This is a genomic window from Nocardia wallacei, from assembly GCF_029868745.1.
Classification (GTDB): Bacteria; Actinomycetota; Actinomycetes; order Mycobacteriales; family Mycobacteriaceae; genus Nocardia; species Nocardia wallacei_B.
The window spans coordinates 1-20236 of the sequence record NZ_JARWOP010000086.1 but is presented as its reverse complement, the minus strand read 5'-3'; the positions used below and the strand labels follow the sequence as shown (position 1 = coordinate 20236).

The following is a 20236-nucleotide window of genomic DNA, read 5'->3' as shown; positions in this document are numbered from 1 at the left end:
CACCCGTCGTCCACCTGGGCGCGGGGGACACTCGTCACACCAGTATCACGACAGCAACCGCGACATCATTTTGCCGCTTGTATGACATCAGGAATGGCGTCATGCTGATGTCATGGATTTGAACACCTATACCGCGCGATTACGCGAGGATCTGGTCGCGGCGGCGGCACTCGGCGACGAGAAGACGCAGGCCACCGCCGCCGCCTTGGCCGCGGCCACCGAGAACGCAGCGCGGTTGACGCTGCTCGCGGCGCTGTCGGACCTGGCCGCCGAGATCAGCGAGGCACTCGGCGATCGGACCGTCCGGGTGTCGATGGACGGCACCGACGCGCGCGTCGATGTGCGGGCCGACGAGCGTCCGGACGAGACGCCCACTTTCGAAGATCTGACCGGTGACATCAGCCGGGTCACGCTCCGCCTGGTCGACCAGATCAAGTCGCGCGCCGAGCAGGCCGCCGCGCAGAACGGGATGTCACTGAATTCGTGGCTGTCCAGCACGGTGCAGGACGCGCTGCGCGACCAGATGCGCCGGGGCGGCCCCGGACGCTGCGACGACTGAGCCCACGCCGGGATCCCGCGACGCCTCAGGTCGATACCGAGATGTTGCCGTCGGTGTCGATCTCGGTGCGGCGGTCGTGCTCCGGGGCGTTGGCGAGCACCGTCGCCAGCACCCGGCGGCCCGTCGGCAGCACCCGCACCGTGATCGAACCACCGTTGGCGGCGTCCAATTCCTTTGTCGCCGAGTCGATTACGCGCTGACGTACCCACTGCGGCGCACCGGCGAAGCCCCCGTCGTCGAGCAGCACCACCTCGACGCCGCGGGAGCGAGCGCCGCGGGCCGCGCCGCTGAGTTCCTCGGTCACCAGTTTCGGCGCGCGCAGGCCGTCGCGCAGTTCCGCCTCCAGCAACCGGCATTCCTCGCGTTCCGCGGCGGTGAGTTCGGCGCCGTCGGCGATCCGCTCCAGGATCGGCCGCGCCACTCGGTCCAGCCGCGCCAGCTGCCGGACGCGCTCGCCGTCGGCGGCGGCCATGGTGGCCTCCGCGGCGGCGCGGATCGTGACTTCTTCGCGCAGGATCCGCAGCGTGCGCTGGGTCGGGCGCATGATCACCGCGAACACCGAGATGGCCGTGACCGTGCCGACCGGTACCAGGGCCGCGGAGATGGCGCCGTCGGCGCTGCCGATCCGGGCCGCCGCCAGACCGTCGACCACCACCACCCCGGCGACACCGAGCCAGGCCGCCCGCAATCGGCCGCGCAGCACCAGCACCGCGAGCACGTAGGAGGTGACGAAGGTCGTCCACACCATGTGCCCGGCGTGCGCGGCATCCAGATGGGCGACGGTCAGCACCGTGGCGACCGGCCCGGCCGCGACCACGTACGCCGTGACCGGCCAGGGCAGCGGGTCGGTCGGCACCACCAGCACCAGCGCCCCCGCGATCACCTGCACGACCAGCGCGATCAGCACCGCCCACAACGGCGAGGCCGACAAGTTGCGCAGCATGTACAGCACGATCGTCAATTCCAGGATCAGCAGGAACAGCCAGGCCGCACCGCCACGCAGGCCGAGCAACTCCCGCAAACCGAACCCCGCGGCGACATCGGGGTCCCGGAAGTCAGTGCGAACCATCGCCGCCCCACACCAGCGTCACCGCCGTCCCCTCCCCCGGCTGCGATTCCACGAACCCGGCGCCGCCGGCGAGCTGCCGCATCCGGCCCAGGATGCTGACCGAGATGCCGAGCCGGTCCGACGGCACCCGCCGCACGTCGAAACCCGCTCCGTCGTCGGTGAAGACGAGCCGGATACTGCCCGCGCTGATGGTGCAGGTGACGGTGCGGTGCACGGTCCGTCCGGGGATCGCCGCGTGCCGCAGGCTGTTTCGCACGGCCTCGCCCAGCGCCGAGGCCAGCGTGGTGGCCGCGTGCACCGGCATGCGCAGGTCGTCGAAGCCGGGCCAGGTCCGCGTGGCGAAGCGGATGCCCGGATTGATCTCGTGCACGGCCGAACGCAGGAAGATGACCGCCGCGCGGGCGTCGAGGACATCGGGTTCGCGGGCGGCGACACGGATCTCGTCGAGCTGTTCGAGGGTGCGTTCGGCCTGGCGGCGCAGCACCGCCGACTGCTCGTTGCCGCGGGAGGCGTCGAGCAGGGTGGAGAGCACGGCGTCATGGATCAGCGCGGCGAAGCGGGACCTTTCGTGATCGCGGGCCGAGGCCGCGGCCGACGACGCCGCCTGCCGGCTGGCCCGCGCCGACTCCCGGTCCACGCGAGCGGTCGCGCTCAACGCGCTGGCCACGCACCACAGCAGCAGTGTGGACAGCCCGAAGGCGCGGGCGAACGCGCTGACCGCCGACATCGCCGTGAGCTCCTCGACCAGATAGACGTTGCTCGCCGCCACCGCCACCGAACCGACCAGCAGATACCCGGCCGACAGCAGCACCGGCCAGGCCAGCGCGGCGGTCAGCATGCCCAGTGGCAGCATCCGGTACACCCACATCGAGGCCGCATCCACGGTGTGGGTCTGCAGGGCGAACGGCAACGTGGCCAGACCGGCCAGGTAGCCCACCGCGATGAACCCGGAGACCGCACGAATAGCCTTGGGCCGCAAGCGAATCGACACTGCCGCCAGGACCGGGAAGCCGCCGAACACCAGTGCCGCCGCGATCGGCGCCCACCAATCCGGCGCATGCCGGCTCTGGGCGACGATCTCGGGGAGGTCGACCAGGCCCATGATCATCCCGCCGATACCCATCGACAGGCCCAGCCGCCGGACGATCCGGTCGAATGCCACCGCGCCGGCGTCCTCGCTCACCGAATGGCCGCGCCACCACGTTCCCGCCCGCACCAGCGGACCCGCCCGGACGATCGGTGCCTCCGTCGTGCCGACAGCGATCATGCCCGGGGGTTGCCGCGTTCGGGCACCGGTAGCCAGCCGTCCTCCACCGCCCGCTTGTACAGGTCGGTCTTGGTGGGGGCGGGCCGACCGGCATCGGCGTACTTCTGGCGGATGCGCCCGAGATAGTCGTTGACGGTCTGCTCCGAGAGCCCCGTCAGCCGCGCTACCCGCGATGCCTTCTCTCCCGACGCGTACAGCGTGAGCACTTCCTGCTGGCGCGGGCTGAGCCCGACGTCCGAGAGCTGCGGGTCTCCGTCGATGGCGGCGGCCCAATCCGTGGTCACCACCTGCTCCCCCGAGGCGGCCGCGCGCACCGCCGACACGACGGTCTGCACGTCCTCCGACTTGCGCACCACGCCCAGCACACCCGCACGCGCGGCCGAACGCACCAGGAACGGATTGTCGGCGCCGGTGAACACCAGCACCTCGAGGCCGCGATCGCGCAACGCGCGCACATTGTCCTGCGGCGTGGAACCGTCGGCCAGCCGCAGATCCAGCACCACCAGATCCAGCTGCGGCGCCGCCGCGAGCAGCTCACCCACCGTCCCAGCGGTCAGCACGAGTTCGAGATCGGCCTCCCCCGCCAGCATCGAGGCCAGACCGAGCGCCACGGACTCGTGGTCCTCGACCAGTCCGATCCGGCGCGGCTGCGACGTCACCGGTTGCTCCGGCGTCCCCTGCTGTATCGCGTCCACGGCCACTCACCCCTTCTCAGAATCCCGAACACCTGGCCCGGCGACCGACCCCGCGCACAAACCAACAGGCACCGGAACGTTGTTTCGTCGAGTATGCCGGTGCGGAGGGCTCCAAGTCAGCCACAAGAAATCGGGGGGTGGGTGTTTTGGCGCCGCCTTCGGCGGGGGTGCGCGTGGATGTGCCTTCTGAGGTGATGCGCTCGGGCCAGAAGAAGGTACCGATAATGACCGCCAGCGGCAGGCCGATCACGACGACGAATCCGAGGACTACGCCCACGTCACGGCTCCGTGGTCTCGGTGTCGACATAGAATTCCTCAGGGCGGACCGGCCATCCGTCGGCACCCACGAACGACCAGGTTCCGTCACTGTGATGCAGATAGCCGAGCGGGCCGCTGTCCGGCGCGGGCGTGGCGTTTCCCAGTTCGCCCCATCGTGCGGGTGTGGTCATGTCCGCCCCTTCTGGTCGTCCGGCTGGCGTCCACCCGTCACCTGGAGACCGGCGCGGAGGCTGGTCGATCCGACGGCGGGACATGAATCGAACGCTAAGTAAGCACCGACCACAGCGGCTACACTTTTGCGAGTCTTTGCGATCGCTATTGCCAGCCAGCGTCCATTACACGGATTATTGCCGGGCAGGTTCCCTTCAATCGCAAAGGATGGCCTCACAATGCAATCTCACCTCACACTGCGTCTGCTCGGATCCGGCTCGAAAAGCGGCACTTGCCCGGCGCTGTACGCGGCCGAGACCGGCGAGTTGGTCGTACAAGGCGACATCACCGACCGAACCGGGAGCGTGCTCGTGCCTCATGCCCTGCTCGACTGGCTCGAACCCGGAATGACGCTGCCCGTCGAGGCCATCGAGCAACCCGGCGCATTCCTAGTCAGCGGGGAGCAGGTCACCGCGCCCGAAGTCCTCGCACAGCTCCGGCTCGCCGACCATGAGACGGCCGTGGTGGTGCGCTGATGCTCCACGTCGTCGGCGACGCGGTGTTCGAGCCGCTGTTTCGCTCGGCTCGCCGGTATGCCTTCCACCTGGAGGTGCAGGACACCTACGGCGTGGCCGACGAAGTCGAAGCACTGCGGCGCTGGAAGGCCGGCCAGACCTACGAACCAGAGGAACAGCCCGCGTCCTGGAAGGCATGGGATGACCTCATGGCCGAAACGGCTGGGCGCGGCGTCGCGCTCGAACGGCTACGAGTCGTGACCGTCCCGCACTCGGACTACACGCGGTGGCTACTCAGCGAGACAGACAACAATGTGGAGGTCGGGGAGGTAGTGCGGTGGCTTCCGCGCCACCTCGCCGACCCGGCCGACGTGCCTGGCGATGACTACTGGTTGTTCGATGACGACACGGTAGCGTTCACGACGTTCGCCGAGACGGGAGAATTCATGGGCCTGTCCATCACCACCGATCCGGGGATCGTCGGCCTGTGCGTGCGAGCACGGGCGACGTTGTGGCCGAAGGGAATCGACCACGCCCGCTACGCCGACAGCGAGTACGCGCACGCACTGTGAGAGCTGTCGATGACGCACGGGCCGCGCTCGGCGCACGCCTTCGGGAACTGCGCCGAGCCGCCCATCTATCCGGCGTCGACCTCGCCGTTCGGTGCGGCTGGCACTCCAGCAAGATCAGCCGCATCGAGCGCGGAAAGCAAGCACCGTCCGAAGCCGACCTCGCCGTCTGGTGCGAAGCGTGCGACAGCCTGGCCGTCCTGGATGATCTGGTAGCGAGCCTGCGAAACCTGCGCGCGATGTATCTGGAGTGGCAGCGCACCATGGCCGCCGGACACGCGCACCGACAGCGGCAGTCGGTCAAGCTCGAAGGCGAGACCCGACTCATCCGCTGGTACGACCCGGACACCATGCCCGGCCTGTTGCAGACCGAGGACTACGCGCGAGCCATATTGCGTATCTGCATCGCCCTCATCGGAGGTCGTGACGACCTGGAGGAAGCCGTGGCCACGCGGATGGCCAGACAGAATGTCCTGGCGCGCGGCGGGCATCGCTTCCACATCCTGATCGGCGAGGCCGCCCTACACCCGACAGTCGGCGACAGCGCGGTCATGAGAGCACAGCTCGAACGCCTACTCGACGAACTCGAGCGCCCCAATCTCCGCCTGGGCATAATCCCACTGGACGCCGAATACCGCGCCCCAGCAACAAACTTCGTAATCTATGACCGCACCCAGGTGCTCACCGAAACCGTCAGCGCCGAACTGACCATCACCCGCCCATCCGAGATCGCCCTGCACGAGAAGACCTTCGCCGTGCTCGCCGAACAAGCTGTTTACAACGACGCCGCCCGGGCCCTCATCGTGAAAGTGCTGGGGCGACGCATGGGCACCGCGTAAGCGCATTCGTGCACGCCGGCCTCGGTTTCGGCGTCATTCATTGCCGGGCCGAGTTTACGAGTCGTCGGAAACGCGATCATGGGGCCGGTTTCACACGCTCGCGACCGCTCGGATCGTGCGAGGAGTGATGGTGATCAATGTCCGGCTGCGGGCGAGGCTCATGTCGACCGCGGCAGGAGCGATCCTCGGTGTCGATCACCAATCCGACCCTCGGATCGGTTCGGATTCGGTCCAGGTGCGGACGATCTGCGTCGCTGGTCAAGTGGAACTTGTTGTGCTCCCACAGAAACCAGATAGGGACGATGTGCGGTTAGCCCGCGGCATCGACCGCAGCCAAGTGCGCCACAATATCCAGGCTCAGTAGCTCTTCGATCTCGGTGTCGTGCAATCGACGCATCGCCGGTGACATACTTTCGTGTTCGTGGGTTCGACCTACGGCGTTGTCAGCCGGTCTTTCTCGAGCATCGCAATGTTGCCGCCGCTCACCCTTCCATCAGCTGTGCCGCCACGGTCGCGCCGAGTTCCCAGCACGCTTGAAGATCGCCCTTGGACGGCTTGCCCGACACCACCACATACTCGGCCGCCTTCACCCACCCCAATCCGGTCGTGATCGAGGTGACGCCCTTCTCCGCTCCCTCGGTGCCCTCGTTGCCGTGGAGGTAGAGGCCGAAGGGGCGGCCTCGGGTGGAATCGAGGCAGGGGTAGTAGATGATGTCGAAGGCGTGTTTGAGGGCGCCGCTCATGTAGCCCAGGTTGGCCGGGGTGCCGAGGAGGTATCCGTCTGCCGCCAAGACGTCTGTCGGCGACACTGCCATGGCCGCTCGCCGCACGACCTCCACGCCCTCGATTTCCGGATCGGTCGCGCCGGACACCACGGCCTCGAACATTGCTTGCATGAATGGTGATGGTGTGTGGTGGATGATCAGCAATGTCGGCACGCTTCGAGCCTAGTGCGGCTATCGCGGCGCTTCGGGCGGCTACCGTACGTGGCGTGCCTTCCCGTTCCCGACTTCCCCGGTTGCCGGAGTTGACGCCGGCGGCCGACCCTCGCCGGGGGTATTCGCAGCAGGAGATTCTGGGTGAGTTGCGGCGGTTGATTCTCGAGGGGAATCTGCCGCCGGGGACGGGGTTGCCGTTGCGGGAGTTCGCGAAGCGGTTCGATGTGAGTGCGATTCCGGTGCGGGAGTCGTTGCAGACGCTGATCGGCGAAGGGCTGGTGGAGCATCGGCCCAACTTCGGGTACACCGTGACCCGGCTGACCGCCGCGGAGTTGCGCGAGTTGTATGTGGTGCGGGAGCGGCTGGAGTCGGCGGCGCTGGCCGCCGCGGTGCGGCAGGCCGATACCGAGGATCATCGCCTCGCCACCGAGTCGCATGCCCGGCTCGAGCGCGCGGTGCTCGACGACGACCCGGCCGCCTATCACCGCGAGACCCGCATCTTTCACCTGGCGCTGACCCGTCCGTCGGGGATGGCCCGGCTGGTGCACATGCTCGAATACGCGTGGAACATCACCGAACCGGTACAACCGATGGTGCACGTCAGTACCGGCGAGCGGGTTGTGCTGCACGCCGACCACAGCCGTCAGCTGGCCGCGTTCCTGGCCGGGGACGCCGAGGCGCTGCTGGCGGCCACCGAGCAGCACCATGCCCGGCTCAACCACGTGGTGTCGGGCTTGCCGACCGACACCGGTCTGTTCGCCGAGCCGACCACGCCGGAAGATATATAGTTCACGCAACAAGCAGGCAATACCGGCTCGTTAACGTCGTCCGAATCACGTTTCACCCGCTGCCGCGGGATAGATCGATCGGATGTGCGACATGACCGAGACCGCCGCACCGGCGCTCGCGACCACCCAGGAGGCGGCAGCTCCTGCGATCCCGGGCACCGCTTCGAATCCCGACTACGACCCCCGCCTCACCAACGAGGATCTGGCCCCGCTGCGCGAACAGACCTGGGGTGTCTACAACATCTTCGCGTTCTGGATGTCGGACGTGCACAGCGTCGGCGGCTACGTCACCGCGGGCAGCCTGTTCGCGCTCGGCCTGGCCAGCTGGCAGGTGCTGATCGCGCTGGTGGTGGGCATCGTGATCGTCAATGTCTTCTGCAACCTGGTGGCCAAGCCGAGCCAGCGCACGGGCGTGCCGTACCCGGTGATCTGCCGCAGCGCGTTCGGCGTCCTGGGCGCCAATATTCCGGCCGTCATCCGGGGTCTCATCGCGGTGGCCTGGTACGGCATCCAGACCTTCCTGGCCTCGGCGGCGCTGGATGTCGTGCTGGTCAAGCTGTTTCCGGGGCTGGCGCCGTACGCGGTGACCGCCGATTACGGTTTCCTCGGACTGTCGGCGCTGGGCTGGGGCAGCTATCTGGCGCTGTGGGTGTTGCAGGCGTGCGTGTTCTGGCGCGGCATGGAATCCATCCGGAAGTTCATCGACTTCTGTGGTCCGGCCGTCTACGTCGTGATGTTCGCGCTGTGCGGATACCTCATCGCGAAGGCCGGCTGGGGCGCGATCGATCTGAATCTGTCCACGGTCACCCACCACGGCTGGTCGGCGCTGCCGGTGATGCTGGGCGCGATCGCGCTGGTGGTGTCGTACTTCTCCGGCCCGATGCTGAACTTCGGCGACTTCTCCCGGTACGGCCGGTCGTTCACCGCGGTGAAGCGCGCGAATCTGCTCGGGCTGCCGGTGAACTTCCTGGTGTTCTCGCTGCTCGTGGTGGTCACCGCATCGCTGACGGTGCCGGTGTACGGCGAACTCGTGACCGATCCGGTGGCGACGGTCGCCCGCATCGACAACACCTTCGCTATCGTGCTCGGCGCCCTGACGTTCACCGTCGCCACCATCGGCATCAACATCGTCGCGAACTTCGTCTCCCCGGCGTTCGATTTCTCGAACGTGAGTCCGCAGCAGATCAGCTGGCGGGCGGGCGGCATGATCGCCGCGGTCGGTTCGCTGCTCATCACCCCGTGGAATCTCTACAACAACCCGGATGTCATCCACTACACGCTGGAAACGCTGGGCGCCTGCATCGGCCCGCTGTTCGGCGTGCTCATCGCCGACTACTACCTGGTGCGCAAGCAGCACGTGGTGGTCGACGACCTGTTCACGATGTCCTCGCGCGGCACATACTGGTATCGCCGGGGCTACAACCCGGCCGCGATCATCGCGACCGCGGTCGGCGCCGCCGCCGCGATGTTCCCGGTGCTGACCTCCGGCCGCCTCACCGGGATGTACACCGCCGCGCAGTACAGCTGGTTCATCGGCTGCGGGCTCGGCCTGCTCGCCTACGGGGCGCTCGCCACCCGCGGCCGGTTCCGGCTACCCGTCCCAGTCCCTTCCGAGACCCGTTGAGGAACATGAGAATTCGTGTAATCAACCCGAACACGACGGCCGCCATGACGGCGGTCATCGACGAGTGCGCGCGAGCTGTCGCCGCGCCCGGCACGGTTGTCGAGTCGGTCACCTCGGCCATGGGCCCGGCCTCCATCGAAAGTCACTACGACGAGGCGCTGGCGGTGCCCGGACTGCTGGCCGAGATCGCGCGCGGCGAGGCGGAGGGTGTCGACGGCTATGTGATCGCCTGCTTCGGCGATCCCGGACTGTACGCCGCGCGGGAGCGGGCACGCGGCCCGGTGATCGGCATCGCCGAGGCGGCCATGCAGGCCGCGAGCCATCTGGGCCGCGGGTTCAGCGTGGTCACCACGCTGGCCCGCACCGTCGGCCAGGCCGAGGATCTGGCCGAACGCTATGGGATGCAACGCTTCTGCCGCGGCATCCACGCCACCGACATCCCCGTACTCGAACTCGAGGACCCGAAGGTGCGGCGCGTCATCGCCGATGCCTGCCGCGCCGCGGTGGCGGCGGACGGCTCCGACGCGATCGTGCTCGGCTGCGCGGGCATGGCGGACCTGTGCGAATACCTCACCGCGGAGTCCGGGGTGCCGGTGGTCGACGGCGTCGCCGCGGCGACCCTCGCGGTGCAGTCGCTGGTGACCCTGGGCCTGCGCAAGTCCGGCCGTGGCGAATTCGCGGCCCCACTGCCCAAGCACTACACGGGACTGCTGGCGGAGTTCGGGACCGACGGGACAGCCTCGTGACCGGACTGCCGCCGGACTTCCTGTCCACCGTCGCGAGCCGGCTGCGCGATGTGGACGCCGAGTTGGCCCGGTACTACCCCGGCGACCGGCCCGGGCAGCCTATTCACACGGCGTACGTGTCCGCTGCCGATGCGACCAAGGAGCTGCCGTACGAATGGGGTGCGGCGGCAACGGAACTGGCGGATCGTCATGCCGGGCTGCTGATGGATCTGGGCGGAGACGACGGGCTGGCACGGGTGCGGGAAACCCTGGCGCAGCGGCCTGTTCAGGATCTGCGGCTGGATTTCGAGGACGGCTACGGCACCCGCGCTGACGAGATCGAGGATCGAGACGCGGTGCGCGCCGGGCAGATTCTGGCGACGTTACCCGCGGCGGTGTTCTCCCGCGGCGTCCGTATCAAGGGCCTGACCGGGGCGGAGTACCACCGGGCGATCGGCACGCTGGAGCGGGTGCTCGACGGCGCGGGCGGGGTGCCGGACGGGTTCGTGTTCACCGTGCCGAAGATCCGCGCGGCCGAACAGGTCGACATCGCCGTGCACTTGTGCGAGGCACTGGAGTCCGCGCACGGCTTGCCCTCGGGCGCTTTGCGTTTCGAGTTGCAGATCGAGAGCCCGCAGGCGGTCATCGCCCCCGACGGCTGCGCCACGGTCGCCCGGGCGATCCACCGCAGTGCCGGACGGTGCAGCGGATTGCACTACGGCACATACGATTACAGCGCGGCGTGCGGGATCTCACCGCAGTTCCAATCCCTGGATCATCCGGTCGCCGACCACGCCAAGGCCGTGATGCAGGCGGCGGCCGCGCAGACGGGCGTGTGGGTGTGCGACGGCTCCACGCAGGTGGCGCCGATCGGCGCCGATGTGGAGGTCGCCGCGGCGATCTCACGGCACTTCCGCCTGGTCACCCGGTCGCTCGAGCGCGGCTACTACCAGGGCTGGGACATGCATCCCGGCCACCTGGTCACCCGCTGGCTGGCGACCTACACCTTCTTCCGAGGCGCGCTGCGGGCCGCTGCGCCGCGCATCGACCGATACCTCCAGCGCCACGGCGGCGCCGTCGTCGACGAACCGGCGACCGCGCAGGCGCTGGCCACGGTCGTGCTGCGCGGGCTGGACTGCGGCGCCTTCGAACCCGGCGACGTCACGGCGCTGGCCCCGGCCGCCACCGTCGACGTCCTTCACCAATTGCGAGAAAGGAAACTGCCACTCACATGAGCGGTGCGCCAAACGATTTCAGCCTGCTTCCCGACCTGGCCCTGCGCTCGCTCGGCGGCGCGGTCATCTGGGCCAACGACGAGTCGTTCGCCGAGAAGGAGAACCTGATCCGTCCCGAGCCCGCCACCTTCTCCACGGAGAGCTTCGGGCACAAGGGCAAGGTCTACGACGGCTGGGAGACCCGGCGGCGACGACGGCCCGGCGGCGACGCACCGGCCGCCGACGACTGCGATGAGGCCGTCGTGCGGCTCGGCGTGCCCGGCGTGATCCGCGGCGTGGTCGTCGACACCGCGTGGTTCAAGGGCAACTATCCGCCGGAAATCTCGGTGGAGGCGATCGCGATCGAGGGCTACCCGCCCGCCGACGAGATCGCGGCCCGGCCCGGCTGGACCACGCTCGTCCCGCGCGCCAAGGTCGAGGGCGATACCGCCAACTCCTTCACCGTCGACTCCGAGCGGCGCTTCACCCATGTGCGGCTGCGGATGTATCCCGACGGCGGCGTGGCCCGGCTGCGCGTGCACGGCGAGGCGAAAACCGATCTGCGCTGGCTCGGTTCGGGCCGGTTCGATCTGGCGGGGCTGGAGAACGGCGGGCGCGTGGTGGACTGCTCCGACCGCTTCTACTCCGCGCCGCAGAACCTGCTCCTTCCCGACCGGGCCCGCATCATGGGCGAGGGCTGGGAGACCGCCCGGCGGCGCGGCGGCGGCAACGATTGGGTGCGGGTGCGGCTGACCGGAGAGGGAGTGCTGGACGCCGTCGAGATCGATACCTCCTACTTCCTGTTCAACAGCCCGGGCGCGGCCCGCCTCACCGGTATCCGCGCGGACGGCACCGAGGTGGAACTGCTGCCGCGGACCGGCCTGCTGCCCGATACCCGGCACCGCTTCCCGCTCGAGAAGGCCGAACCGGTCACCGAGGTCCGCCTGGACGTCTATCCGGACGGCGGTTTCGCCCGGCTGCGCGTCTTCGGCACGCTCACCGAGACGGCCCGCACGCAACTGGCCGTGGAGCCGGTGCTCGGTCCCCTGGCCGACGACGCGCTCGACCGGTTGCGCGAGGACCCGTCGTGACCCGGACCGCACGGCGCCGCGCCCGCTTGGGGGCGAAAGGTGTTGCGGCATGAGCGATTACGGACGCGACATGGTCGGGTACGGCCCCAACCCGCCACATCCGCACTGGCCCGGAGATGCCAACGTGGCCGTGCAGTTCGTGCTCAACTACGAGGAGGGCGGCGAGAACTGCGTCCTCGACGGAGACGCGGGCTCGGAGACATTTCTGTCGGATATCGTTCCGGCCCAAGCCTTTCCGAACCGGCACCTGAGCATGGAGACGCTCTACGAGTACGGTTCGCGGGCGGGACTGTGGCGAGTGCTGCGGGTGTTCGAGAGCCGCGGCATTCCGCTGACGATCTTCGGTGTCGCCCGCGCGCTGGAACGCAATCCGGAGGCGGTGGCGGCGTTCCGGCGGCTGGACTACGAGGTGGCCTGCCATGGGCTGCGCTGGATCTCGTATCAGATGGTGGACGCGGAGACCGAGCGCAAGCACATGGCGGAGGCGGTGCGCATCTGCACCGATCTGTTCGGCGCGCCGCCGCGCGGCTGGTACACCGGGCGCGACTCGCCGCAGACCCGCGAACTGGTGGTCGAGCACGGCGGTTTCACCTACGACTCCGACTCCTACGCCGACGACCTGCCCTACTGGGTGCGGGTCCAGGGACAGGACCATCTGGTGGTGCCGTACACGTTGGAAGCCAACGACATGCGGTTCTCCTCCCCCGCCGGATTCGCCAACGGCGAGGAGTTCTTCACGTATCTGAAGGACGCCTTCGACGTGCTCTACGCCGAGGGCGCGGCCGGCGCGCCGAAGATGCTGTCGGTGGGACTGCACTGCCGGTTGGCCGGGCGTCCGGCGCGGGCGGCGGCACTCGGCCGGTTCCTCGACTATGTGCAGTCGCACGACAAGGTATGGCTGGCGCGGCGCATCGATATCGCCGAGCACTGGGCGAAAGTGCATCCACCGCAGTAATTTTCATGGGATAGGGAGCTACGCCCGCGCAAGGTCTCACATTCCGTGGCATTCGATGATCGGCGCTGGATAGACCTCGGGCGGCACCCCCGCACGCCACGGCCGGTGCACCGCGGCGCCCGGCAGGTGCGCGAGTTCCGGAACCCAGCGGCGCACGAATTCGCCTTCGGGATCGTGCCTATCGGCCTGGCGCAACGGATTGAGTACCCGGTTGGGCCGGGTGTCGGTGCCGGTGCCGGCGGCCCACTGCCAGTTCAGCTGATTGTTCGCGATATCGGCGTCGACCAGCCAGCGCAGGAAGTGGTCGGCGCCGATACGCCAGTCCAGGCGAAGGGTCTTGGTCAGGAAACTGGCCGCGATCAAGCGGGCGCGGCCGTGCATCCAGCCCTCGGCACGCAGTTGGCGCATGGCCGCGTCGACGACCGGATAGCCGGTCCGGCCGGTCCGCCACGCGTCGACCGCCTGCGGGTCGTCGCGCCACGCACGCGGGCTCGGGCGATAGTCGCGCCACCCGACCTCGGGCCGCGCGGCGAGCACTTGGTGATGGAAGTCCCGCCAGGCGAGTTGCCGGGCGAACGCCTCGCCGCCCGCGCTGGACACGTCGGCGCGCGCGAGCACCTCGGTCGGTGACAGGCACCCGAAATGCAGATAGCGCGACAGCCGCGAAGTGGCGTCGGCGCACAGGCTGTCGGCGTGCGTGGCGTAGTCGCTGATCGGACCGGAAACCCAGCGCTGCAACGCCTTCCGCGCGGTGATCTCGCCACCGACGGACAGCTGTGGCGAACCCGTCACGGCATCGAAGTCGGGTAGCGGATCGCTGTCCACCGGCGGCACACTCAGGGGCGCGGGCTTCGGTAGCGGGCGGCGCAGCGGCACCTCCCGCCAGCGCCGGTAGTAGGGAGTGAAGACGGCGAAATGGTCCCGCCCGGTGGCCGGGGACAGCTCGGACGGATCGGCGGCGGTGATCGATCCGCCGTGTACGCGCAGTTCGCAGCCGCGCCGAAGGAGCCGCTCCCGCAGCGCATCCGCGCGTCGGCGGCTGTACCAGCTCACGTCCGAGGCGATGTGCACGCTCGCCGCACCCACCTCGTCGACCACCCGATCCACCGCGTCCACGACATCGCCGTGTCGAATCACCAGACGGCCCTGCGTCTTCCGCAGTCCGGCGTCCAGTTCGGCGAGTGCGGCGGCCAGGAAGCGCGCCCGGTTCGCCGACGCCCGCTCGGCGACGATCCCGTCGTCGACGACGAACAGCGGGACGACCGCGTGGCCCTCCCGCTGCGCGGCCGTCAGCACGGGATTGTCGTGCACGCGCAGATCGCGGGTGAACAGGGCGACGGTGACAGGCAATACAGACCTCCGAATCGGTTGTCGCCGAACGGGTGCGGCTGCCACGAGGGTGGCGCCGGAACAGGGTCGGGCGGCTCAGCCCACCACTGCCGACGCGACCCTCGCGGCAGCCGCACCGGACGAATCAGAGCGAGCAGAGGGGAACGATCGCGGTATGACCCCCGCCGCGGGCGATGTCAGGTAGCGGCAGGTGTCCTGGCCGGCGGCCGCGATCGCGTCCCGCACGTCCTGCCACTGTCCGGCATCCAGGCTCGGGGTGCGGGACAGCACGAATCCGGAGACCGCGGTCGGGTCGGTGACCACCGCCCACGAATAGTCCGACGCGAGGCCGGTGACGACGTAGTTGGGCGGACCGTGTCGCTGCTCCTGCGCTGGCACACCCGGGAACGCGACGTGCAGCTGCGCGTCCGTCACCGGATCGGTCACCGTGGCCGTGCCGGTGATCTCGTTGGTGGTACCGGCCCAGGTGAGGCAGCTGTTGTGCACCGATACGTCGCCCGCCGGATCGAGCATGTACTCGGCGCGGGTATCGCGGGCGCAGACGAGAGTGAAGTACTGCGGAACCGCAGCCAGCTGGTGCCACGTGCCGAGATACCGCTGGAGATCGAGCCGCGGCACGGGGGGGGGCGCCGCGGCCGCCACCGGTGCCGCCGCGAACAGTACCGCTATCGCCCCGAGCGGAGCGGTAGCGACGGAGATCCAGCGGAAACGGCTGCGAGCGGGCACGGGCATTCCTTCCGGGTCGACTGTCGTCCATCCTACGCACAAACGATGCATAAACGTTGCGCCTTGCCAGAATTCTTACCACAGCGCCGGACCGCCATGGCTCCTCGGACGATCCATCCCTCGACCGAGACACGAGCGGACCCGGCCGTGCCGTGGCCGCACCGCACCGGCAGGCAGAATGTGGCCATGCCCGCTGGTTCCAGGCCCGACTCCGACGCGGGGTACACGGTGCGCGCGGTCGCCGAACGGCTGGGCATCCCGACCGCCACGCTGCGGAGTTGGAATCACCGCTACGACATCGGGCCGCCGCGCGATCGGCCCGGGCGGCACCGCCTTTACACCGAGGCCGACATCGCGCAGCTCGAACGCATGGTCGCCCTGATCCGCGGTGGCGCCAGCCCGGCCGGGGCCGCCGCCGCGGTGCGCCTGCCGGTCGCCACGCGCGGCGACACCGCCACCCTGCTGGCCGCCGCTTTCGCCTTGGACGCCACCCGGACGACCGAGCTACTGACCGCTCACTTCCGCGCGTACGGCGTGGTCGATACGTGGAATGCGTTGTGCCGACCCGCATTCGGTGAGATCGTCGCGCAGCAGGAGGACGGTGTGGGCTGTGTCGACGTGGAGCATCTGCTGTCGTGGTGCATCACCTCAGTGTTGCAACGGGTCGCGCCGCCGCCCGCCGGACGCCCGGGGTCCGTGGTCCTCGCGTGCACCAGCGGCGAAACCCACGCGCTGCCGCTCGAGGTGTTGCGCGCCGCCCTCGCCGAACTCGGGGTCGGCGCGCTCATGCTCGGCGCGAACGTGCCGACGAGTGCGCTGACCGACACTCTGGTCCGGCATACCCGGCCGGTCTCCATCGTGCTGTGGTCACAGCAGGAGTCGACCGCGCTGACATCGGCGGTCCGCGCCTGCCTCGCCGGGCGGGCCCGGGTGTACGTCGGCGGTCCCGGTTGGGACGAGGTGTCGTTGCCGGATCCGGTGACCCCGGTGTACAGCCTTGTGAATGCGATCGATCGGTTACGTTGACCGCTCGGGCCTAGCGCTCGCCTTCGCGCTCGAGACGTTCCAGAGCGACTGCGCGGCGCATGGTTTCGCGGGCGCGGGTGCGGTCACCGGCGTAGTCGTAGGCGCGGGCGGCCCGGTAGTTGGTGCGCCAGTTCTCCGGGTCGGCTTCCCATTCGCCGCGCACCTGCTCGAAAAGGGCGTCGGCAGCGGCCTTTTCGATCCGACCGGAAGGTCGGCGCGGCAGCTCGGAGACATCGAGTTCGCCGCCCTCCTCGTGCATGCGCCGAGCCAGCCGCTGGTGTGCGAGCGCGGCGCGAATACTGGTCGCGACGATCCACACGCCCAGGACCGGCAGGATCAGCACCCCGATCCCGATGGCAACAGCCGCCACCCCACCCGAGCGAATCAACTCCACCGCGATCCGCCCCAGCAGAACGAAATAGAACGCCAGTGCCAGCACCAGAAACCCGAGAAAGCCAACCTTCACCCCCACCTGGCGAGCATCCCCACCCCTCACGACGCGACTCCGACGACGGGCCGCCACCCGAAGTTCGTGCCGTTCACGATGGCACTTCGCTGACCGGCAACGACCCCCATGCCGCTCACGATGGCGCTTCGCCGACCGGCAACGACCCCCATACCACTCACGATGGCGCTCCGCAGGCCGACAACCACCCCCGTGATGCTCCCGATGGCACTCCACAGGCCGACAACCACCCCCGTGATGCCACTCCGCGGGCCGATGCCCCACGTCGATTGCATGCCGATCACGAGGCAACTCCGCAGACCGACGGCCGCCCGGACCCCGTGCTGCCGCTCATGATGCCGACCATCCGGATCCCGCTCACAGGTCCAGGAGGGGGTCGAGGCCGACCGTGAGGCCGGGGCGGGCGGCGATCTGCCGCACGCCGAGCAGCACGCCCGGCGCGAAGGACGAGCGGTCCAGCGAATCGTGGCGGATGGTCAGGGTCTCGCCTTGGGTGCCGAACAGCACTTCCTGGTGGGCGACCAGTCCGGCGAGCCGCACCGAGTGCACTCGCACGCCGTCCACGTTCGCGCCGCGAGCGCCGTCCAGTTCGGTAGTGGTGGCGTCCGGGCTGGGCCCCACACCCGCCGACTTGCGGGCCTCGGCGATGATGCCCGCCGTCCGGTAGGCCGTGCCCGAGGGCGCGTCGGCCTTGTTCGGGTGGTGCAATTCGATCACCTCGACCGAGTCGAACCAGCGCGCCGCCTGCTCGGCGAAACGCATGGACAGCACCGCGCCGATCGCGAAGTTCGGGGCGATCAGCACCCCCACCTCGGGGGCGGCCGACAGCCAGCCGCGGACCTCCGCCAGCCGGGCCTCGTCGAATCCGGTGGTGCCGACCACGGCGTGAATGCCGGACTCCACCAGCCGGCGCAGGTTGGGCATCACCACGTCGGGATGGGTGAAATCGACGACGACCTGGGTGCCGGCTTCGGTGAACGCATTCAGCGAGTCGTCCTTGTCGACCTGCGCGACCAGTTCCAGATCGTCGGCCGCCTCGACCGCCGCGCAGATCGCCTGCCCGACCTTGCCGCGCGCGCCGAGCACACCCACCCGGATCCGGTTCGCAGTCACCCTGAACTCCTCACATGCCTCGACGTCTCCTGCGCAGCCGAGCCTAGCCGCCGGAGAATCGGCCGCCGGGAGCCATCCCCTCGACAGCCGCTCAGTCGAACACGATGACCTGACGCAGGCCGTGCCCGGCCGCCAGTTCGTCCATGGCCTCGTTGATGTCCTCCAGCCGGATGCGCGAGGACACGAGGCGCTCGACGGGCAGCCGCGCCTCGCGCCACATCCGGATGTATTCCGGAATGTCGCGGTCGGGCACGGCCGAACCGAGGTAGCTGCCGACGATCGAGCGGCCCTGCGCCACCAGTCCCAGCGGTGAAATGCTCGCTCGCGCTTCGGGATTGGGTAAGCCGACGGTCACGGTGGTGCCGCCCGGCGCGGTGGCGGCGACGGCGGTCTCGAAGGCCCGCACATTACCGGCCGCCTCGACCACGACATCGGCCCGCACGCCCCACTCGGTCAGTTCCGCGGGCGTGAATACCTGATCCGCACCGAGATCGGTTGCCAGCGCGAGCTTTTCGGGCAAGGTGTCGACCGCGATCACCGTGCTGCCGAGTTCCTTGCGCAGCGACGCCGCCACCAGCACCGCCGCCATGCCGACCCCGCCCAGGCCGACGACCATGATGCGGTCGCCCGGACCCGGACGGGCCGAATTCAGCAGTGCGCCACCGCCGGTCAGCACCGCGCAGCCGAGCACGGCCGCTACCTCGGGCGGCACGTCGTCGTCGACGAGCACCACCGAGCGCCGATCGACCACCGCGTGGGTCGCGAAGGCGGAGACGCCGAGATGGTGATGCACCGGTTCGCCGCGACGCCGCAGTCGGCGTCCGCCGGTGAGCAGTTCACCGCTGTTGTTGGCGACACTGCCCGGCACGCACGGGGTGCGGCCGCCGGTCGCGCAGCCCTCGCAGTTCCCGCAGCGCGGCAGGAAGGTCATCACCACGCGCTGCCCGATCTCGAGGTCGACGCCGGAACCGGTCTGCTCCACGCGGCCCGCCGCCTCGTGGCCGAGCAGCATCGGCACCGGGCGCACCCGGTTGCCGTCGACGACCGACAGGTCCGAATGGCACAGCCCGGCGGCCTCGATGCGGACCAGCAGCTCGCCGGGGCCGGGTGCGCCGAGGTCCAGTTCGTCCACGACGAGGGGTTTCGACTCGGCATATGGCGAGTGATCGCCGATTCGTTCCAGGACAGCACCGCAGATCCTCATGGACCCGACGCTACCGCCCGCGGGTACCGGGTGTGCGCGGACCGTCGCGGTCGGTGCCATAATCCCCGCAGGTACACCTTCCGAGCACGCGCCGACACCGACGAGGCGAATTCATGAAGACGACCTCCCCCACCCGCAGCCTCAACCGCCTGATCACCGGCTCCTTCGGCCGGATCGCGCGCGGTTACGACAGCCCGCTGCTCCAGCACGTCGTGTATCGGCCACCGCAGGACCAGGTGATCGCCGAACTGCGGGCGGCCGGCTGCCGCCGGATCGCCGACATCGGTTGCGGCACGGGCATTCTCACCACGCGGATCGAGCGCGAGCTGCGACCGGAACAGGTGTTCGGCGTCGACGCCTCCCCCGGCATGCTGGCCCAGGCGCGTACCCGATCACCGCAGGTGACGTGGCTGCAGGCCCCCGCCGAGCGCCTGCCGTTCGGCGACGAGTCACTCGACGCGGTGGTCACCACCAGCGCGTTCCACTTCTTCGACCAGCCCGCCGCGCTGGACGAGTTCGCGCGCGTACTGGTGCCCGGCGGCCTGGTCGCCGTCTCCACCGTGAACCCGGCCGGTCAGCTGGCGAGCCCCGTCCGCCAACTCACCCGCACCACCTTCAGCCCCTACCACGCACCCTCCCCCGCCGAAATGCGAAACCTCTTGCGAGGCGCAGGTTTCGACGTCTCGAACCAACGCAGAATCGATCGCCCACTCCCCCGCTGGCTGGTCCCCGACGTAATCACCGTCGGCCGCAAACACTAGCCCCCACAGCATCGCCCAACCCTCCACCGCACCCACCCCGCCGCAAAACCACCCACTCCCCAGCGCTCCTACCCACGCCCCAGCGCACCCGCGCTCACCCCAGCGCGCACCACTCACCCCAGCGCACACCCACTCACGCCCAACGCACCCACTCACTCCAGCGCACACCCACTCATGCCCAGCGCACTCGCTCACCCCCAGCGCACACCCCCGCAAGCCCAGCGCCCACGCCCAACCCCAGCGCGCCCCAACCCACGCCCCCCGCAGCCCCGCAGCCCACCGCACCCCCACCCGCCCAACCCCCCCCCCACCC

General features: G+C 69.3%; 23 protein-coding genes. 12 read left to right on the top strand and 11 right to left on the bottom strand.

From position 1 onward, the window contains the following. The first annotated feature begins 112 nt into the window (after nt 1-112). Nucleotides 113-559: a hypothetical protein gene (locus QH470_RS06435; protein ID WP_280271345.1), complete on the top strand. Its 447-nt coding sequence runs from the start codon at nt 113-115 to the stop codon at nt 557-559. Nucleotides 560-584: 25 nt separating this feature from the next. Here QH470_RS06435 and QH470_RS06430 read toward each other — a convergent pair whose 3' ends face one another. From QH470_RS06430 to QH470_RS06410, 5 genes are read right to left on the bottom strand one after another with little or no spacing between them, the layout of a single operon-like run. Further along, nucleotides 585-1628 (bottom strand): hypothetical protein, encoded by a 1044-nt coding sequence (locus tag QH470_RS06430; RefSeq protein ID WP_280271344.1) that lies wholly within the window; start codon nt 1626-1628, stop codon nt 585-587. Continuing rightward, a complete protein-coding gene (locus QH470_RS06425; protein WP_280271343.1) occupies nt 1615-2895 on the bottom strand; it encodes a sensor histidine kinase in 1281 nt (426 codons plus the stop codon). Before QH470_RS06425 ends, QH470_RS06430 begins: the two co-directional genes overlap by 14 nt. Then, nucleotides 2892-3590, bottom strand: coding sequence for a response regulator transcription factor (locus QH470_RS06420; RefSeq protein WP_280271342.1), 699 nt, complete (start codon nt 3588-3590; stop codon nt 2892-2894). Before QH470_RS06420 ends, QH470_RS06425 begins: the two co-directional genes overlap by 4 nt. 16 nt (nt 3591-3606) lie before the next feature. Further along, nucleotides 3607-3867, bottom strand: coding sequence for a hypothetical protein (locus tag QH470_RS06415; protein ID WP_280271341.1), 261 nt, complete (start codon nt 3865-3867; stop codon nt 3607-3609). A 1-nt stretch (nt 3868) separates the two neighbouring features. After that, entirely contained in the window at nt 3869-4039 is a 171-nt protein-coding gene (locus QH470_RS06410; RefSeq protein WP_280271340.1) for a hypothetical protein, read from the bottom strand. A gap of 219 nt (nt 4040-4258) precedes the next feature. On the opposite strand from QH470_RS06410, the gene QH470_RS06405 reads away from it, so the two are divergent. From QH470_RS06405 to QH470_RS06395, 3 genes are read left to right on the top strand one after another with little or no spacing between them, the layout of a single operon-like run. After that, on the top strand, nt 4259-4555 hold the full coding sequence (locus QH470_RS06405) for a hypothetical protein (RefSeq protein WP_280271339.1): 297 nt from the start codon (nt 4259-4261) through the stop codon (nt 4553-4555). Then, nucleotides 4555-5106 (top strand): DUF6879 family protein, encoded by a 552-nt coding sequence (locus QH470_RS06400; RefSeq protein ID WP_280271338.1) that lies wholly within the window; start codon nt 4555-4557, stop codon nt 5104-5106. The genes QH470_RS06405 and QH470_RS06400 overlap by 1 nt, the downstream gene beginning before the upstream one ends. Further along, nucleotides 5103-5942 (top strand): helix-turn-helix domain-containing protein, encoded by an 840-nt coding sequence (locus QH470_RS06395; RefSeq protein WP_280271337.1) that lies wholly within the window; start codon nt 5103-5105, stop codon nt 5940-5942. Before QH470_RS06400 ends, QH470_RS06395 begins: the two co-directional genes overlap by 4 nt. A 482-nt stretch (nt 5943-6424) precedes the next feature. Here QH470_RS06395 and QH470_RS06390 read toward each other — a convergent pair whose 3' ends face one another. Further along, entirely contained in the window at nt 6425-6880 is a 456-nt protein-coding gene (locus QH470_RS06390; RefSeq protein WP_280271336.1) for a flavodoxin family protein, read from the bottom strand. 53 nt (nt 6881-6933) lie between these two features. Between QH470_RS06390 and QH470_RS06385 the strand changes: the two genes are divergently transcribed. From QH470_RS06385 to puuE, 6 genes are all read left to right on the top strand, one after another. Beyond that, a complete protein-coding gene (locus QH470_RS06385; protein WP_425302619.1) occupies nt 6934-7668 on the top strand; it encodes a GntR family transcriptional regulator in 735 nt (244 codons plus the stop codon). A gap of 91 nt (nt 7669-7759) precedes the next feature. Then, the gene (locus QH470_RS06380; protein ID WP_280271335.1) at nt 7760-9292 is read left to right on the top strand and encodes an NCS1 family nucleobase:cation symporter-1; all 1533 of its coding nucleotides are present in this window, start codon (nt 7760-7762) and stop codon (nt 9290-9292) included. A 5-nt stretch (nt 9293-9297) separates the two neighbouring features. Then, the gene (locus QH470_RS06375; protein WP_280271334.1) at nt 9298-10038 is read left to right on the top strand and encodes an aspartate/glutamate racemase family protein; all 741 of its coding nucleotides are present in this window, start codon (nt 9298-9300) and stop codon (nt 10036-10038) included. Nucleotides 10039-10043: 5 nt separating this feature from the next. Beyond that, on the top strand, nt 10044-11252 hold the full coding sequence (locus QH470_RS06370; RefSeq protein ID WP_425302622.1) for a DUF6986 family protein: 1209 nt from the start codon (nt 10044-10046) through the stop codon (nt 11250-11252). Beyond that, nucleotides 11249-12322, top strand: coding sequence for an allantoicase (gene alc / locus QH470_RS06365; protein ID WP_280271332.1), 1074 nt, complete (start codon nt 11249-11251; stop codon nt 12320-12322). Before QH470_RS06370 ends, alc begins: the two co-directional genes overlap by 4 nt. 49 nt (nt 12323-12371) lie before the next feature. Further along, nucleotides 12372-13277: an allantoinase PuuE gene (gene puuE / locus QH470_RS06360; RefSeq protein ID WP_280271331.1), complete on the top strand. Its 906-nt coding sequence runs from the start codon at nt 12372-12374 to the stop codon at nt 13275-13277. Between the two features lie 36 nt (nt 13278-13313). Here puuE and QH470_RS06355 read toward each other — a convergent pair whose 3' ends face one another. Next, nucleotides 13314-14627 carry a cryptochrome/photolyase family protein gene (locus tag QH470_RS06355; protein ID WP_280271330.1) on the bottom strand — a complete coding sequence of 438 codons (1314 nt, stop codon included), beginning with the start codon at nt 14625-14627 and terminating at the stop codon, nt 13314-13316. A 75-nt stretch (nt 14628-14702) separates the two neighbouring features. Further along, nucleotides 14703-15353, bottom strand: a complete 651-nt coding sequence (locus QH470_RS06350) for a lipocalin family protein (RefSeq protein WP_342228420.1) — start codon at nt 15351-15353, stop codon at nt 14703-14705. A 186-nt stretch (nt 15354-15539) separates the two neighbouring features. Between QH470_RS06350 and QH470_RS06345 the strand changes: the two genes are divergently transcribed. Further along, nucleotides 15540-16379, top strand: a complete 840-nt coding sequence (locus tag QH470_RS06345; RefSeq protein ID WP_280271329.1) for a MerR family transcriptional regulator — start codon at nt 15540-15542, stop codon at nt 16377-16379. Nucleotides 16380-16389: 10 nt separating this feature from the next. Here the strand turns inward: QH470_RS06345 and QH470_RS06340 are convergent, their stop codons facing one another. The 3 genes from QH470_RS06340 to QH470_RS06330 all read right to left on the bottom strand — a co-directional run bounded on the left by QH470_RS06340 (nt 16390) and on the right by QH470_RS06330 (nt 19162). Further along, entirely contained in the window at nt 16390-16851 is a 462-nt protein-coding gene (locus QH470_RS06340) for a hypothetical protein (protein WP_342228419.1), read from the bottom strand. Nucleotides 16852-17202: 351 nt separating this feature from the next. Then, entirely contained in the window at nt 17203-17958 is a 756-nt protein-coding gene (gene dapB / locus QH470_RS06335; protein ID WP_280271327.1) for a 4-hydroxy-tetrahydrodipicolinate reductase, read from the bottom strand. 91 nt (nt 17959-18049) lie between these two features. Beyond that, entirely contained in the window at nt 18050-19162 is a 1113-nt protein-coding gene (locus tag QH470_RS06330; RefSeq protein ID WP_280271326.1) for an alcohol dehydrogenase catalytic domain-containing protein, read from the bottom strand. A gap of 113 nt (nt 19163-19275) precedes the next feature. Between QH470_RS06330 and QH470_RS06325 the strand changes: the two genes are divergently transcribed. Further along, the gene (locus QH470_RS06325) at nt 19276-19923 is read left to right on the top strand and encodes a class I SAM-dependent methyltransferase (protein ID WP_280271325.1); all 648 of its coding nucleotides are present in this window, start codon (nt 19276-19278) and stop codon (nt 19921-19923) included. The last annotated feature ends 313 nt before the right edge of the window (nt 19924-20236 follow it).

Bases quoted from the DNA above. Each gene is read 5' to 3' on its own strand.
- QH470_RS06435 (WP_280271345.1), top strand. From the start codon at position 113: ATGGATTTGAACACCTATACCGCGCGATTACGCGAGGATCTGGTCGCG.
- QH470_RS06430 (WP_280271344.1), bottom strand. From the start codon at position 1,628: ATGGTTCGCACTGACTTCCGGGACCCCGATGTCGCCGCGGGGTTCGGT.
- QH470_RS06425 (WP_280271343.1), bottom strand. From the start codon at position 2,895: ATGATCGCTGTCGGCACGACGGAGGCACCGATCGTCCGGGCGGGTCCG.
- QH470_RS06410 (WP_280271340.1), bottom strand. From the start codon at position 4,039: ATGACCACACCCGCACGATGGGGCGAACTGGGAAACGCCACGCCCGCG.
- QH470_RS06405 (WP_280271339.1), top strand. From the start codon at position 4,259: ATGCAATCTCACCTCACACTGCGTCTGCTCGGATCCGGCTCGAAAAGC.
- QH470_RS06400 (WP_280271338.1), top strand. From the start codon at position 4,555: ATGCTCCACGTCGTCGGCGACGCGGTGTTCGAGCCGCTGTTTCGCTCG.
- QH470_RS06380 (WP_280271335.1), top strand. From the start codon at position 7,760: ATGACCGAGACCGCCGCACCGGCGCTCGCGACCACCCAGGAGGCGGCA.
- QH470_RS06375 (WP_280271334.1), top strand. From the start codon at position 9,298: ATGAGAATTCGTGTAATCAACCCGAACACGACGGCCGCCATGACGGCG.
- alc (WP_280271332.1), top strand. From the start codon at position 11,249: ATGAGCGGTGCGCCAAACGATTTCAGCCTGCTTCCCGACCTGGCCCTG.
- puuE (WP_280271331.1), top strand. From the start codon at position 12,372: ATGAGCGATTACGGACGCGACATGGTCGGGTACGGCCCCAACCCGCCA.
- QH470_RS06345 (WP_280271329.1), top strand. From the start codon at position 15,540: ATGCCCGCTGGTTCCAGGCCCGACTCCGACGCGGGGTACACGGTGCGC.
- QH470_RS06330 (WP_280271326.1), bottom strand. From the start codon at position 19,162: ATGAGGATCTGCGGTGCTGTCCTGGAACGAATCGGCGATCACTCGCCA.
- QH470_RS06325 (WP_280271325.1), top strand. From the start codon at position 19,276: ATGAAGACGACCTCCCCCACCCGCAGCCTCAACCGCCTGATCACCGGC.